The sequence below is a fragment of the Acinetobacter ursingii DSM 16037 = CIP 107286 genome, from assembly GCF_000368825.1.
Classification (GTDB): Bacteria; Pseudomonadota; Gammaproteobacteria; order Pseudomonadales; family Moraxellaceae; genus Acinetobacter; species Acinetobacter ursingii.
In genome coordinates this window covers 276,753-290,865 of record NZ_KB849719.1, presented here as the reverse complement: position 1 = coordinate 290,865, position 14,113 = coordinate 276,753, and the positions used below count along the sequence as shown (strand labels likewise).

General features: G+C 42.1%; 15 protein-coding genes and 1 pseudogene. 5 read left to right on the top strand and 11 right to left on the bottom strand.

What is annotated here, in order from left to right; translation table 11 throughout:
- Window positions 1-71 precede the first annotated feature (71 nt).
- Window positions 72-1,712, top strand: a complete 1,641-nt coding sequence (locus tag F944_RS16330; RefSeq protein ID WP_004993005.1) for an acyl-CoA synthetase — start codon at window positions 72-74, stop codon at window positions 1,710-1,712.
- Window positions 1,713-1,789: 77 nt separating this feature from the next.
- Here F944_RS16330 and yjgA read toward each other — a convergent pair whose 3' ends face one another.
- The 9 genes from yjgA to mazG all read right to left on the bottom strand — a co-directional run bounded on the left by yjgA (window position 1,790) and on the right by mazG (window position 8,486).
- A complete protein-coding gene (gene yjgA / locus F944_RS16325) occupies window positions 1,790-2,326 on the bottom strand; it encodes a ribosome biogenesis factor YjgA (RefSeq protein WP_004993003.1) in 537 nt (178 codons plus the stop codon).
- A gap of 2 nt (window positions 2,327-2,328) precedes the next feature.
- The gene (locus tag F944_RS16320) at window positions 2,329-2,598 is read right to left on the bottom strand and encodes an HPr family phosphocarrier protein (RefSeq protein ID WP_004993001.1); all 270 of its coding nucleotides are present in this window, start codon (window positions 2,596-2,598) and stop codon (window positions 2,329-2,331) included.
- On the bottom strand, window positions 2,595-3,446 hold the full coding sequence (rapZ, locus tag F944_RS16315) for an RNase adapter RapZ (RefSeq protein ID WP_004992999.1): 852 nt from the start codon (window positions 3,444-3,446) through the stop codon (window positions 2,595-2,597). Before rapZ ends, F944_RS16320 begins: the two co-directional genes overlap by 4 nt.
- Before the next feature lie 24 nt (window positions 3,447-3,470).
- Complete coding sequence (gene panC, locus F944_RS16310; protein ID WP_004992987.1) at window positions 3,471-4,316, bottom strand: pantoate--beta-alanine ligase; 846 nt, start codon at window positions 4,314-4,316, stop codon at window positions 3,471-3,473.
- Between the two features lie 3 nt (window positions 4,317-4,319).
- Window positions 4,320-5,129, bottom strand: coding sequence for a 3-methyl-2-oxobutanoate hydroxymethyltransferase (panB, locus tag F944_RS16305; RefSeq protein WP_010588722.1), 810 nt, complete (start codon window positions 5,127-5,129; stop codon window positions 4,320-4,322).
- A gap of 36 nt (window positions 5,130-5,165) precedes the next feature.
- Window positions 5,166-5,654 carry a 2-amino-4-hydroxy-6-hydroxymethyldihydropteridine diphosphokinase gene (folK, locus tag F944_RS16300; RefSeq protein ID WP_004992979.1) on the bottom strand — a complete coding sequence of 163 codons (489 nt, stop codon included), beginning with the start codon at window positions 5,652-5,654 and terminating at the stop codon, window positions 5,166-5,168.
- Complete coding sequence (pcnB, locus tag F944_RS16295) at window positions 5,651-7,105, bottom strand: polynucleotide adenylyltransferase PcnB (protein WP_004992978.1); 1,455 nt, start codon at window positions 7,103-7,105, stop codon at window positions 5,651-5,653. Before pcnB ends, folK begins: the two co-directional genes overlap by 4 nt.
- A 130-nt stretch (window positions 7,106-7,235) precedes the next feature.
- Window positions 7,236-7,697 (bottom strand): ComEA family DNA-binding protein, encoded by a 462-nt coding sequence (locus tag F944_RS16290; RefSeq protein ID WP_004992977.1) that lies wholly within the window; start codon window positions 7,695-7,697, stop codon window positions 7,236-7,238.
- Between the two features lie 15 nt (window positions 7,698-7,712).
- The gene (mazG, locus tag F944_RS16285) at window positions 7,713-8,486 is read right to left on the bottom strand and encodes a nucleoside triphosphate pyrophosphohydrolase (protein WP_004992976.1); all 774 of its coding nucleotides are present in this window, start codon (window positions 8,484-8,486) and stop codon (window positions 7,713-7,715) included.
- 141 nt (window positions 8,487-8,627) lie between these two features.
- Here mazG and F944_RS16280 point away from each other — a divergent pair, with 141 nt between their 5' ends.
- The 4 genes and pseudogenes from F944_RS16280 (at window position 8,628) to F944_RS16270 (ending at window position 11,619) form a co-directional block, all read left to right on the top strand.
- A complete protein-coding gene (locus F944_RS16280; RefSeq protein ID WP_004992974.1) occupies window positions 8,628-9,416 on the top strand; it encodes an SDR family oxidoreductase in 789 nt (262 codons plus the stop codon).
- Window positions 9,417-9,540: 124 nt separating this feature from the next.
- On the top strand, window positions 9,541-10,983 hold the full coding sequence (locus tag F944_RS16275) for a protein adenylyltransferase SelO (RefSeq protein WP_004992972.1): 1,443 nt from the start codon (window positions 9,541-9,543) through the stop codon (window positions 10,981-10,983).
- Between the two features lie 137 nt (window positions 10,984-11,120).
- Window positions 11,121-11,228, top strand: a pseudogene (locus F944_RS17355) (L,D-transpeptidase family protein); the annotation flags it as partial.
- A 13-nt stretch (window positions 11,229-11,241) separates the two neighbouring features.
- Window positions 11,242-11,619 carry an MmcQ/YjbR family DNA-binding protein gene (locus F944_RS16270; protein WP_004992971.1) on the top strand — a complete coding sequence of 126 codons (378 nt, stop codon included), beginning with the start codon at window positions 11,242-11,244 and terminating at the stop codon, window positions 11,617-11,619.
- Between the two features lie 47 nt (window positions 11,620-11,666).
- Here the strand turns inward: F944_RS16270 and F944_RS16265 are convergent, their stop codons facing one another.
- Together F944_RS16265 and baeS are read right to left on the bottom strand one after the other, a co-directional pair.
- Window positions 11,667-12,353, bottom strand: coding sequence for a response regulator (locus F944_RS16265; protein WP_004992959.1), 687 nt, complete (start codon window positions 12,351-12,353; stop codon window positions 11,667-11,669).
- Window positions 12,354-12,359: 6 nt separating this feature from the next.
- Window positions 12,360-14,057 carry a sensor histidine kinase efflux regulator BaeS gene (baeS, locus tag F944_RS16260; protein WP_004992956.1) on the bottom strand — a complete coding sequence of 566 codons (1,698 nt, stop codon included), beginning with the start codon at window positions 14,055-14,057 and terminating at the stop codon, window positions 12,360-12,362.
- Between the last annotated feature and the right edge of the window lie 56 nt (window positions 14,058-14,113).

The window sequence follows — 14,113 nt, the reverse complement described above, 5'->3', positions numbered from 1 at the left end:
ATGATTTGATGAAATTAAACCCCTATCTTTTAGTTAACAATCATTAAAACAATGACACGGAGTCTATTGCCATGAATGCTTATGATGAGCTACCTAAAACGGCTGCCAATTTTGTAGCACTTTCACCCTTACGGTATCTAGAGCGCGCCGCTTATATTTATCCAGATCAGGCAGCTATTATTCATGGTGCACGTCAGCTCTCATGGAAACAAACCTATCAACGTTGTTGTCAATTTGCACATCAATTACAAAAGTTAGGGATTCAAAAAAACGATACAGTTTCGGTCCTACTTCCGAATATCCCTGCCATGATCGAAGCACATTTTGCTGTTCCTATGGCAGGCGCTGTGCTAAATACCTTGAATACCCGACTTGATGCCAAAACCATTGCGTTTATGTTGGAACATGCAGAAAGTAAAGTACTTTTAGTCGATCCAGAATTTGCTCATGTTGCTCGGGAAGCACTGGCGCTGATCTCACAACAAATTTACGTGATTGATGTTGCTGATCTCGAATATGAATCTGAACTTTCCAACCCGATTGGTCAAATTGAATATGAAACATGGCTGAGTCAAGGCGATGCCAATTTTGAATGGTCACTTCCCAATGATGAATGGGATGCGATTAGTCTGAATTACACCTCTGGCACCACAGGTAATCCAAAAGGTGTGGTTTATCATCACCGCGGAGCTTATCTCAATGCAGCAAGCAATATTATTGCCTGTGGTATGACGCCTCGTGCCAGTTATTTATGGACACTGCCACTATTTCACTGTAATGGTTGGTGTTTCGCATGGACGATTGCAGCCAATGGCGGCACCAATGTCTGTTTGCGTAAAGTAGATCCAGAACTTGTATTTGAGCTGATTGCCAAACATAAAGTGGATTATTTCTGTGGCGCACCCATCGTATTATCCATGTTGATCAATACCCCTAAAGACAAACAGGTTCATTTTGATCATCGCGTTGAAGTCATGGTCGCTGGTGCAGCACCACCTGCTGCGATTATTGAAGGGATGCGTCATATTGGTATCAATGTGACCCATGTTTATGGACTCACTGAAACTTATGGCCCTTCTGCGCTTTGTGCCTCTCAGGCAGGCTGGAATGATTTATCGATTCAGGAACAGGCGCAGTTACATTCTCGTCAGGGTGTGCCTTATCCATTACAAGACAGTATGCGGGTACTTGATCCTGAAACCATGCAACCCGTGCCTGCCGATGGACAAACACTGGGGGAAATTATGTTCCGTGGCAATATTGTGATGAAGGGTTATCTGAAAAATCCGAAAGCCACAGAAGAAGCGTTTGCAGGCGGATGGTTTCATAGCGGCGACTTAGCTGTTTGTCAGGCCGATGGTTATGCCAAAATTACTGACCGTGCCAAAGATGTAATTATCTCAGGGGGTGAAAATATTTCATCGCTTGAAGTGGAAGAGGTGTTGTATCAGCATCCAGCGGTCATGACCGCCGCAGTCGTTGCCAAACCTGACCCACGCTGGCAGGAAGTGCCTTGCGCTTTTATTGAATTAAAACAAGGCATCAGTGTCAGTACCGATGAATTAATTGCACATTGTCAGCAACAATTGGCGCGTTTTAAAGTCCCTAAAGATATTGTGATTACCGAGATTCCAAAAACCTCAACAGGTAAATTACAGAAATTTATTTTACGTGACTGGGCCAAACAACGTGCCACAGGTGAGTTTAATTAACGTCAATAAAAATGCCAGTCAACACTTGATCTGACTGGCATTTACTATAAATTCATCGTTTGAAACTGTCAGTAAAATCAATTATCCGATAATAATGCTACTTGCTGTACGTAGTTAAAAAGCTTTAACTTGGAGGCTGCGAGTTCTTCTTCGCTTAGCGCTTGAGTGATGTCACGTTGAATACGTAATACATGCTGACGCAAGGTATGACGTTCAGACGCATTATGCAGTTTACTAAATTCATTAATCGCAGGGTCACCTTGTTCAATCATACGATCGACCCAGCGCTGTAATTGTGCCTGTTTTTTGAGTCCTTGTTGTGGGGTCAAATAGGACAGAATGACCGTTTCATCTTCATTGCGTAGCAACTTACCCACACGCTGGAATTGACGACGACGTGCTTCAAATGAAGTAATCGTTTGCGCATCGAGCAAAGCATCAATTAAACGTTCATCTACAGGCAACTTCTGGATTTGTTTCGCAGAAAGCTCTGCCAACTGTTCACCTAATGCTGCCATACGCTGCACAGCTTTCTTCTGTTCAGTTTTACTTGCACGCCCTTCTAAAGAATCAAAATCTTCTTCACTGTAACGCTTATTGGGACGACGTGCCACGGTTAATCTGCCTCATAAAATTTTGCTGCGAATAATGCCTTGATTTCGTCTTCTGCTTTTTCAGCATCAGCGCCGTCAATCACCAAACGCAAAGTCGTGCCCTTACCAGCACCAAGCATCAGCAAGGACATAATATTTTTAGCATCGACGAGCTTTTCGCCTTTACCAATCTGAATAGAAGATCGAAATTTCGTTGTCACTTCGATCAATTTCCCCGACGCACGTGCATGTAGGCCAAGTTTATTAATTACATCAACAGTGGTATCAATCATGACCAGTGCTTCATTTCTCTATGTAAAACCTGAATAGACCATTTTGCCTCAAGTGCCTTTTTTAGTCTATCTACAATATAGACTGAGCGATGTTGACCGCCTGTACAACCAATCGAAATGGTCATGTAATGTCGATGCCCTTCTGCAAAAACAGGCAACCATTTATCTAAAAAATGATAAACATCATTAAACATATCATTGGTTTGTTCACTGGCTTCCAAAAATTCCTGAACAGGTTGGTCTAATCCTGAAAATTTACGTAACTCCAAATCCCAGTGCGGATTAGGCAAATGCCGTACATCAAACACATAGTCCGCATCTAAGGGAATACCATGTTTATAACCGAACGACTGTAAAATCAGAATTAATTTGTCTGACTGCCCCAGTTTCGAAAGTAAAGTATGCTTAAGATCATGCACACTTTTATCCGTGGTATCGATATGTACCGTTGAGCGAAATTGAATCGGCATCAAGAGCTGTTTTTCTTCCTGAATACATTCATTCAGGCTTTTAAAACGACTCGCCAACGGGTGCGGACGACGCGAGGAACTAAAGCGTGCAATTAACTCTTGATCCTGTGTGGTTAAATAAATCACATCGACAGAACCATGTCGTTGTAATTGTTCAAACACCTGATCAAACTCCTGCAAGTCTGCCCGTGTACTTCGAACATCTACACCAAGTGCCAACTGCTCCAAATTATTTTCATGATCTAGTTTAGACACAATTTCTGGCAGCAATGCCAAAGGTAGGTTATCAATACAGTAATAACCCAGATCTTCTAAAACCTGCAATGCTGAGGATTTACCCGATCCAGATTGTCCTGTGACGATAAGAATACGCTTCATGGCATGGCTGTCCTTTTATGAGTATTATGCCTTAAATTGAACCTGCAAATTATCAATGAGACGTGTTGAGCCTAATTTTGCCGCCACAAACAATACGATGTCCTGATTAAATATCTCAATTGGCTGCAAGTTTGGCTGACGTGCTTCGACATAGTCCACAACAAAGCCCGCAGCTGTCAATTGCGCTTTGATACTTTGTAACACATCAGATAATGAATGACCTGCTTGCAACTCTTTTTCAGCCTGTTTCAGCGATTGGTAAATAGTTGGTGCAATTTTACGTTGATCTTCAGTCAGATAACCATTGCGTGAACTCAATGCCAGACCGTCTTCTGCACGCGCAATCGGCACTCCAATCACTTCAACAGGAATGTTTAGATCTTTTACAAACTGGCGAATCACCGCCAATTGTTGATAATCTTTTTGTCCAAAGAATGCAAAGTTTGGTTGCACAATATTGAACAGTTTAGTGACAACAACTGCAACACCGTCAAAATGACCCGGACGTGATTGACCACAGAGGTCATTGGTAATACCACCGACCGTGATATTGGTCAAACGTGGTTGCTTGCCATACATTTGTTCAACCGTGGGTGCAAAAATAATGTCACAGCCAACATCTGCCAATAAATGACTGTCTTGCTCTAAGGTACGCGGATAGCTTTCGAAATCTTCGCCTTCACCAAACTGGATTGGATTCACAAAGATACTAACCACAACAACATCACAGAGTTTTTTTGCTTCACGCACCAGATTCAAATGTCCTTGGTGCAAATTCCCCATGGTTGGTACAAAGCCAATACTTTTACGCGCCGCACGAGCAGCTTGTAAAGATGCCGCCAATCCATGAATGGTTGTTTCTGTTTTCATGAGTTATAACTCGACCTGAAAAGTATGTTCTGGTGCTGGGAAAGATTGATCTTGCACAGCTGCATGGTAAGCTTTAAACGCATCCACAATCGCAGTTTCACCTGATTGTTCTTTCATAAAGTTACGTACAAATCGTGCCACACGCCCGAATGTCAAACCCAGCATATCTTGTACCACCAAGACCTGACCATCGGTTTGATGACCAGCCCCAATCCCAATAACAGGAATGTTTGGAAATAATTCAGCGATTTCCTGACCCAATTGTGCAGGAACACATTCCAGTAATAAAATCGCAGCACCTGCGTCCACCACCGCAGTACAGTCTGCGATTAACTGATCTGCGGCTTCACGAGTTCTGGCCTGTAATTTATAACCACCAAACACATGCACAGATTGTGGGGTTAAACCCAAGTGTACACAAACAGGAATACCGTTTTGTGTCAATACACGGACAGATTCACTGAGCCACGCACCGCCTTCGATTTTGATCATTTGCGCGCCTGCCTGCATGACTTTTTTGGCACTTTGCAAAGCATCATTTAAGGTGGCATAGCTCATAAAGGGTAGATCAGTCATAATAAATGCATGGCTGTTTCCACGGCGTACCGCAGCAGTGTGGTAAGCCATATCATCAACAGTCACAGGCAACGTAGAGTCATGACCCTGTATTGCCATTCCCAGAGAATCACCAATCAAAATTGAATCAACCTCAGCAAGCTCCATCGCTTTGGCCATGCTCGCATCGTAGCAGGTCAGGCAGGAAAACTTGCGTCCTTCGCTTTTAAATTTTCTTAAGTCACTTAGACTAATCATCATGATGTCCTCTATCAACCAACCCGAACAGGCAAGTTATTTTTCAACCCAGTTGCGATCCGCCACAACAGTTAAAGACGGATGTTTTACCAGTTCTAAATCTTTTAGCTTTTGACCTTTTACAATGAGATCAGCATCAATATCCAACAAAGGTACAATCACAAAATCACGCTCAAGTAACCCAGGATGTGGCACAGTCAAACGCTGATTTTGAATATCTTGCTCAGCATAAATAAGTAAATCCAGATCCAATGTACGCTCACCCCAACGGCGCAGACGTACTCTACCTGCCTCATGTTCAATACGCTGTAATTGATCCAGCAAATCCAAAGGTTCAAGCAAAGTGATTAACTGTGCCGCGGCATTATAATAATGCGGTTGATCCTGCGGTCCCATCGGAGGACTTTGATAAAGTCGAGAAACCTGAACCTGACCCAAATCTTTTAAACGCTGAACTGCATATTGAAGAATCTGACGGGAATCACCTAAATTACTGCCCATCCCAATATAGGTGACAACACTCATTGAGTGGGTCCAAAGACAACCTGACTCAAATCACGCTGTACCCGTTTACGCTTCATAATTGGGTGATCAGTATTGAGATTTGCCGTCGAAGATTCGGGACTACGAGCCACATGGTCTTTACTCCGTGTTTGTTCACGGCGCGCACGACGACTACGTGCTTCTGGTACGTTAACTAAAGGTTCAATTTCAGCCGTAGTGTCTTTAGATTCGTTTGCTTCAATATTTTGTTTACGGCGCGTCTTAGCACGTTGCCGATTGTATTGACTAATCGCAGTTTCTTTTTCATCACTCGACAGGGACTGATAATGATCCCACCATTGCCCCATGCCTTGCGTTGAATCATCACCCGATTTTTCACGCAACAACAAGAAGTCAAAACCTGCACGGAAACGCGCATGACTTGCGAGCGCTTCAATTTGTTGAGGTTTAGGATTGAGTAAACGTACCTGCATTTCCCAAACTTCACGAATAAAAGTTTCTGCAAAACGAGGAATAACAGTACGGGTGGCTTGGCGCTTAAGTACGTCTAAACCTGCCTGCGCACGGGCTTCAGCAGGAACAATGCCTTTCGCCAGATAAAAATCACAACGCTCTAAAAAAGGCTTCCATAACAACACTGCATAGAAAAATGCAGGGTTAATGGTTTTACCAATCTGAATACGCTGATCGGTATTTTTTGCGGCACGTTCAATAAATTTGCTGATATCAGGCTTAATATCTGCAAATAATTGCTTCCAGATATCAAATTCGATGAGCATTGGTAAAACACGAGCCAAATGCCCCATCGTGAATAATTTTTGCGACTCGTCATATAAACGATGTGGCGATACATCACGTAACAGTTGCGTCATGTCCACATCGAAGATTTTTAAAATCTGTGGATCAATATCAAAATTTAATTTGGCTGCAAAACGCAGTGTACGAAGCATTCTGACTGGATCTTCTTCAAAACGCTGTTTCGGATCACCTAATAAGCGTAGTGTTTTATGATCAATATCGGAAATGGCATCACAAAAATCCAGCACAATACCTTTGCGTGGTTGATAATACAGCGCATTAATTGAAAAATCACGTCGAGCAAAGTCTTGTTCGATGGTTCCCCAGTTATTATCACGCAAGATCATACCTGATGTACTGGTGACTGCCTTTTTAGGCGGCGCACGGAAAGTCGCCACTTCAATCAATTCACGACCAGAATACACATGTGCCAACTCAAAACGTCGTCCAATAATACGACAACGTCGTCCAAAAACTTCTTTTACCTGAGCAGGTGTAGCATTGGTGACGGCATCAAAATCTTTTGGATTAAGACCTAACATGAGATCCCTAACCCCACCACCAACGATATAGGCTTCATAGCCTGCTTTGGTCAGACTATCGATCACATCTAAGATAGAAGAAGGAAGTTGCGTTGTAGATAAACCACATTTTGACGCGCGCAAAGTTTGCAAAAGACGCTGTCTCCTACGTCTGAACGTAAATGATAAGATGCGCTAATCATATCTCTAACCCGCCTAAAGGGCAATTTGATTCTCTCAATGATTAGGCACTTAGCTCAAAAATCTTATTAAATCCTGCGTATTATAAACCAAGATTTGATTTATTTTTTTCAATAAATTTTGGCCCGATCCCTTTAATATTGAGCAAATCATTGACTGATCTAAATTGACCATTCTGGTTACGATAATCAACAATCGCTTGTGCTTTTTTCTCTCCAATGCCATTAAGCTGTTGCAGTTCCTGTGTAGAAGCTGTATTGAGATTAATCTTGCTTCCCAAATCTTTTGAAGAATTATTTTTAGATGATGATTGTTTTAATGTTGCCGAAGTATTTTGTAAACTTGGCTTACCCAAATAGTAGTCCGCTGTAGATGAAGATGCTTTTAAACGCTGATCATGTGCTTGTTGCTGAGTTTTCCATGAATGATAAGATTGATCAAATTGTTGAGCATGTAATATGCTTGAGAATAAACACAAAATACTGATCTGAATCCAATAGAGTGAAAGTTGTCGTAACGTAATCATCTTGTGTAACATTGCCATTTTATAAAGACCTGATTATAAAGACCCAAGTTTTAATTGTTGTTTCGCCTGATCCCAGAGCGCATCCATTTCTTGTAGACTCATCTCTTCTAAAATTTTTTGTTGTAAAGTCGCTTGCTGCTCAATATACGCAAAACGTTGTCTAAACTTAAAAATGGTGGCCAAAAGTGCGGATTCGCTGGACAGCCCAAGTTTACGTCCAACGTTGATCAGAGAAAATAGGCAATCTCCAAATTCTTCATGTATTTCATCGGATTGTTGCGCCTGAATTGCCTGCTCAAACTCGCCTAGCTCCTCTTTTACTTTGTCATAAGCATCTTCAACCGTCTCAAAGTCAAATCCCAGCTTTGCTGCTTTCTTTTGGAGCTCCTGTGCCTGATTGAGTGCAGGACCATGTTTGATCTCGTCTAAACGCGACTTGGGTTTGCCCTGTTTTTCCTGTTGCTTAATCTGTTGCCATAACTCGCTCACCTGATCAGGATCAAGTGCTGAAAACTGTTCCACTTGAAATACATGTGGATGACGACGAATCAGTTTTTCACAAATCGCATCGACCACGTCCTGAAAATCAAAAGCCCCCTGTTCACTATACATTTGTGCCTGAAATACCACTTGTAACAGTAAGTCGCCTAGCTCATCCCGAATCTCATCCAGATGGCCTTCGCGAACCGCAGCTTCAACTTCATAAGCTTCTTCAATCGCATATGGAGTTAAACTTAAAGGTGTTTGCTCACGATCCCACGGACACTTTTCACGTAATTCACGCATAATATTGAGTAGTTGTTGCATGTTTAACTCCTTTATAATTCATCGAAGCGCATTCATTTCAAAAACAGATTTGTTATGATGTGGACTCAGCGCATTGGAAATGCGCATGCTCTTTTAACAAAAATCTATTAAAACCGTTTACCCAAAACAAATGAGAAAAATATGGCTCAAAGTATCCTGATTACAGGTGCAGCTCAAGGGATTGGGGCTGAAATTGCACGCACTTTTTATCAACACGACTATCTGGTCGGTATTTTTGATATTAATGAAATCCAGAGTCAAAAACTTGCTAAAGAATTAGGTTCTCGTGCCTTCGCAGGCTATCTGGATGTCAGTGACTACGACAACTGGCAGTGTAGTTTGCAACAGTTTGTACAATGGGCAGGTGAACTTAATGTTCTGGTCAATAATGCAGGCATCCTCTACTCGGGTGCATTTGAACATACCAATATCCAAGCCCATCAGCGAACCCTTGATATTAATGTCAAAGGCGTACTCAATGGCTGCCATGCAGCTTTACCTTATCTCAAACAAGCCCGTTCAGCTCGCATCATTAATCTGTCATCGGCTTCTGCCATTTATGGACAAGCAGATTTGAGTTCTTATTCAGCCAGTAAATTTGCAGTCCGTGGGCTGACTGAAGCGTTGGATGTGGAATGGCAAAAATATGGCATTCGGGTTTTGGATGTCATGCCGCTCTTTGTACAAACCGCGATGGTTAAGAATATGGATGCAGGCAGCATTCAAAATATGGGCGTAAACTTGAGTCCCTCTGATGTTGCCGCTGAAGTATTAAAACTCGCACAACAAAAAGATCATGTTTTTCGGGTAACACATACACCGATCGGCGTAAAAGCCAAAGTTTTGTATCAATTATCCAGCATTAGCCCGCAGTTTTTAAATCGTTTGAGTAATTTAATGATCAGTCGAAGAAAGAAACCTTCTAGATAAAAGCAAACCTCTCGCTAAAGACGATACAGATAAAATAGTCCAACTCGACTAGAAAGTTTGTGGCTTAGGCAGAGGCGGAATTATTTGCTATAGTGCTTTTACAGCCCTTGATCCCTCCTTTGCCATGTATTTCAATTCACGTTATCCAGATTTAAGTCCAAAGCTTTATCATCAGCAAGCGCCTGTCCCCCTGAAAGGCGCTGCCGCAGGACATTTTAATGCTGAACTGGCGGATGATTTACAATGGTCTGAACAGGATAAACAGCAATGGGTTGAAATTTGCAGTGGCCAAAAGACCTTTGCAGAATTTCCTCCGCTGGCCATGGTCTATGCAGGTCATCAATTTGGACAGTGGGCGGGTCAACTCGGTGATGGTCGAGGCTTATTGATCGCTCAGATTTTGAATCGTTCAGGTCAAACTATCGACTTACATTTAAAAGGTGCAGGTCTGACGCCTTATTCGCGGATGGGCGATGGTCGTGCGGTGTTGCGTTCAGTGATTCGTGAATATCTGGCAGGACATGCTTTAAACAGTTTAGGTATTGCGTCGAGTAATGCGGTGGGTTTTACGACATCAAGTCAGGGTGTACAACGTGAAACACTGGAATACGGCGCCATGTTATTACGCAGTTCCGATTGTCATATTCGTTTGGGGCATTTTGAATGGATCAATCAATATGCGCCTGAATTACTCGCAGAATTTACTCAAAAATGTATCGAATGGCATTATCCAGAAGCTCTGGAAACAGAACAACCAATTCTGGCTTTTGCCAAAGGCGTGATTAAAAACACGGCCAAAATGATCGCACAATGGCAGCTGGTGGGATTTGCTCATGGGGTCATGAATACCGATAATTTAAATATAACTGGTTCAACGCTGGACTTTGGCCCTTATGGGTTTATGGAGCGTTTTCGTCCTAATTGGATCAATAACCACTCAGATCATCAGGGTCGTTATGCCTATCAAAATCAGCCAAGCATTGCGCATTGGAATTTATGGATGTGGCTCAACAATCTCATTCCTCTAGCCAAGCCTGAAGATAAAGAAAAGTTTAAAACGCAATTAGCCGATTGTCTCGAAGATTTTGAACCGACTTTTTTAGCCACCTATAGCGCAGGTCTATGCAAAAAAATGGGGCTTCCTGATTTTCATAAAGACAGCTTTGATTGTGGTATGGCTTTTCTGCGCATTTTGCAAACTGAACAACTGGATTACACGCAAAGTTTTCTGCGCCTGCAAAACCAGCAATACAAAGCGCTTCGTGATGATTGTCTCGATATTCGTCAGTTCGATGAGTTTTTACAAAGTTACCATGCTATTCGTGAACAGCAGGATATCGAACAACTGAATGCTCAGATGCAACAGGCCAATCCAGTTTATATTTTAAGAAATCATATGGCGCAAAAAGCCATCGAACAGGCTGAGCGTGGTGATTTGAGTGAAGTCGAACGATTATTTAGTTTATTACGTCACCCGTTCACCCCACAACCTGAGCTGGAACGACCTGAAGATTTAGCACCACTTCCTAGCGATGTCCCTGAAGTGATGGTGAGCTGTTCGTCCTAATCAGGGTTGAAGAATAATCACAGTTATCCCCATTTTCTGTGGATAACATTGTGATTATCCACAGGATAATTTCTCATGAAGAATCAAATATAAGTCTTTGAACATAATATGTAGAATAAACAACCAACTTATTTTGACTGCCAAAAGATGACTGGACATGGGGTTGTGTTGCAGTGTCAAATCGTGACATAGATGAAATTTGGCAATTAGTCAAAGATAGTACAACAATCGAGATCTATCCTTGAATGAGGAACATCAATGAACGCAGAAAAAATACAAAAATTGGCTATCCAGATTGCGCTGAAACAACCTGAAACTGTGTTATCTCATCCCTTTGGCCCTCAGTGTAATGTGATCAAGGTCTTTGACAAAATGTTCTTATTAACAGGCGAACTGAAGCAACAGAAGTTTATCAATCTTAAAATTAAACCAGAACAAGCAGATGAACTAAAAGAATTATATCCCTCAATTACATCAGGCTATCACATGAACAAAAAACACTGGATTTCGATATTTGAGGGGCAGAATATTGATGCAGAGTTTATTGAAGATATGGTTAAATCTTCATATGCGCTTGTGGTCAGTAAATTGAATAAAACCCAAAAAATGCGTATCAAACTTCTGTCGAGTAAATAAGTAAATTTTGGATGAGCAGCAATCTACCATGCTGCTCATATTATTTTTTAATCTTCTGGATATTCAAAACGATAGCCAACCCCATAAACGGCCTGAATCCATTCATGACGATTGCCTGTATCCGCAGCCTCAGTCACCTTTCTGCGTAAGTTTTTAATATGGCTATCAATGACACGATCCGCCACATCAAAACTATCTGGATTAATATGATCTAATAACTGTGCACGCGAATAAACCTGTCCGACATGTTCCAAAAACAATTCCAAAAGACGAAACTCAGTAGGTGTTAAACTTAACGATTTTTGTTGATACCAGATTCGTTGCTGCGCTTTATCAATTCGGAATAAATCATTTTGCTCAGGTTCTGCTTTACGGTCTAAACGGCGCAATACCGCCTGTACCCGCGCAACCAGCTCTTTAGGACTAAATGGCTTACACACATAATCATCTGCGCCCATATTTAAACCAAGCACACGGTCAATTTCTTCGGTACGCGCCGTCACCATAATAATGGGTAAATCGGACTGCTCTCGAACTTTACGGCAAATGGTCAGTCCATCCATTCGTGGCACCATCAAGTCCAATACCATTAAACTAGGTTTACGTTGTAAAAAGCTATCATACGCTTCCTGACCATCATGAAACATACTGACTTCAAAACCTGCGGCTTGCAGATAGTCACGCACCAGATGAGCCAATTCAACTTCATCTTCAACCAACATTACATGTTTCATCGTCAATTATTCCTTATGTATAGACTGTGTTTTTGGAAAGGTCAAAATACAGCGTAGACCACCCAGCGGTGAATGTTCAAAGCTTAAACGGCCACCCAAAGCCTGCGCAAGCTTACATGAAAGTGCCAGCCCCAAACCTGTCCCCCCTGTACTGCGGGTACGGGAATCATCTACACGGTAGAAGCGTTCGCCTAAACGTTGAAGCTGTTCATCATCGACACCCAATGGACTATCATCCACAATGACACTCCAATGCTGACTGGTTTCCTGCGTATGAATATGAATCTGGCCGCCTTGTTCAGTATAGCGAACGCTATTACTCAGCAAGTTGACCATAATTTGTTTAAAACGGTCTATATCCAATTGTAAAAGTGTACCTTGACCGTCTATAGAAACGTTAAGCCCGGCTTGTTCAAACTTCGGCCTAAAGTTATCCACTTCTTGTACCATCGCCTCCCATGGATTGACCTCGGTAAAATAACATTTTAGTTGCTGCGCATCTGCCTGTGCCAAATCACCCAAATCCTGTGTGAGTTTCTTCAGGCTCGTCACCTGACGCATCATGGCATCTAAATGTTCAGGGCTGGCTTTGCGAATCCCATCTTGCATGGCTTCAATCTGCGCCTGTAACACACTCAGCGGAGTTTTTAATTCATGCGAAGTATCAGCCACCCATTGTCGGCGTGACTGTTCATGTTGATCCAAAATTATCGCTAATTGATTTAATTGTGCAGCCAGATCGCCGAGCTCATCATTCCGTTTAATCGTGACCTGATGTTGATAATTCCCCTGCGTCAATTCACGAGTGGCGTTCAATAAACGCTGAATTGGTTTTTTAAAATAGGTCGCGAGTAATAATGCCGCCACTAAACTTGCCAGTACAGAGAAAGTATAAATTAACAGTAAAAAGCGTTTTTGATTACTAAAGAAGTTGATACTTAAGGCATCATCCTGATCCAGTACAGGTTTTAAGCCCAAATAACCGACAACCTGATTACCAACCATAATCGGTCGAAAAGACAGTTGTTCATTCGATGGTTCACCAACGACAAACTGATGATGAACATCATACAGCGAAAGGCGTGAACTTAGCCCCAATCGGTCAGGCATGGAAATAAAGCGCTTTTTGCCGTCTTGCGGCATCATGCCCGCCATTTCAGAAAGACGGGGTGGTCGATGGGGATCTTTATTTTTGTCGTTGGGACGAAATAAATTTTGATTGGAACTGAGTGGAAATTTAAGCCCTTCAAATGGCTGATATTCAGAAGGTAAATTATCCTCAATAAATTTGCGTTCTTGCTCATCCAAAATTGGACGATTTTGAAACTCGATATTATGTGAAAGTTCTGGAGAAAGGCTCAACAAGGTTTGTTCTTTAAACATCCGCTGTTGCAGTGCAATATCATATTGACGGCGCAACCACCAACGAGACAAACGATCATAATCGTCTGGAGCAGCATCCCCTTCAATCTGTAAAATCTGCGCCTGAATCGCATTGCCCCAATCATGATAAACGCTATAAACATTGCCCAAATTGGTAATAAGATGATCCAGCTTTTGCATCTCAACATCTGCCACATAGCGGGCAAAGTTTTTCTGCATGGTCCAATGCAAAACGCCCAGACTCAGTGTAGTAATGACCAATGTAGTCAATAATACAGTCAGAAACAGACGCAAGGCGATGGGCACACGACGAATCTTCAAAAGTAAACTCTCATTTTTCTTCTATATTCACTATTGTAGCGAACACTCACTCAAAA

Bases quoted from the DNA above. Each gene is read 5' to 3' on its own strand.
- F944_RS16330 (WP_004993005.1), top strand. From the start codon at position 72: ATGAATGCTTATGATGAGCTACCTAAAACGGCTGCCAATTTTGTAGCA.
- F944_RS16320 (WP_004993001.1), bottom strand. From the start codon at position 2,598: ATGATTGATACCACTGTTGATGTAATTAATAAACTTGGCCTACATGCA.
- rapZ (WP_004992999.1), bottom strand. From the start codon at position 3,446: ATGAAGCGTATTCTTATCGTCACAGGACAATCTGGATCGGGTAAATCC.
- panC (WP_004992987.1), bottom strand. From the start codon at position 4,316: ATGAAAACAGAAACAACCATTCATGGATTGGCGGCATCTTTACAAGCT.
- panB (WP_010588722.1), bottom strand. From the start codon at position 5,129: ATGATTAGTCTAAGTGACTTAAGAAAATTTAAAAGCGAAGGACGCAAG.
- folK (WP_004992979.1), bottom strand. From the start codon at position 5,654: ATGAGTGTTGTCACCTATATTGGGATGGGCAGTAATTTAGGTGATTCC.
- F944_RS16290 (WP_004992977.1), bottom strand. From the start codon at position 7,697: ATGGCAATGTTACACAAGATGATTACGTTACGACAACTTTCACTCTAT.
- mazG (WP_004992976.1), bottom strand. From the start codon at position 8,486: ATGCAACAACTACTCAATATTATGCGTGAATTACGTGAAAAGTGTCCG.
- F944_RS16280 (WP_004992974.1), top strand. From the start codon at position 8,628: ATGGCTCAAAGTATCCTGATTACAGGTGCAGCTCAAGGGATTGGGGCT.
- F944_RS16275 (WP_004992972.1), top strand. From the start codon at position 9,541: ATGTATTTCAATTCACGTTATCCAGATTTAAGTCCAAAGCTTTATCAT.
- F944_RS16270 (WP_004992971.1), top strand. From the start codon at position 11,242: ATGAACGCAGAAAAAATACAAAAATTGGCTATCCAGATTGCGCTGAAA.
- F944_RS16265 (WP_004992959.1), bottom strand. From the start codon at position 12,353: ATGAAACATGTAATGTTGGTTGAAGATGAAGTTGAATTGGCTCATCTG.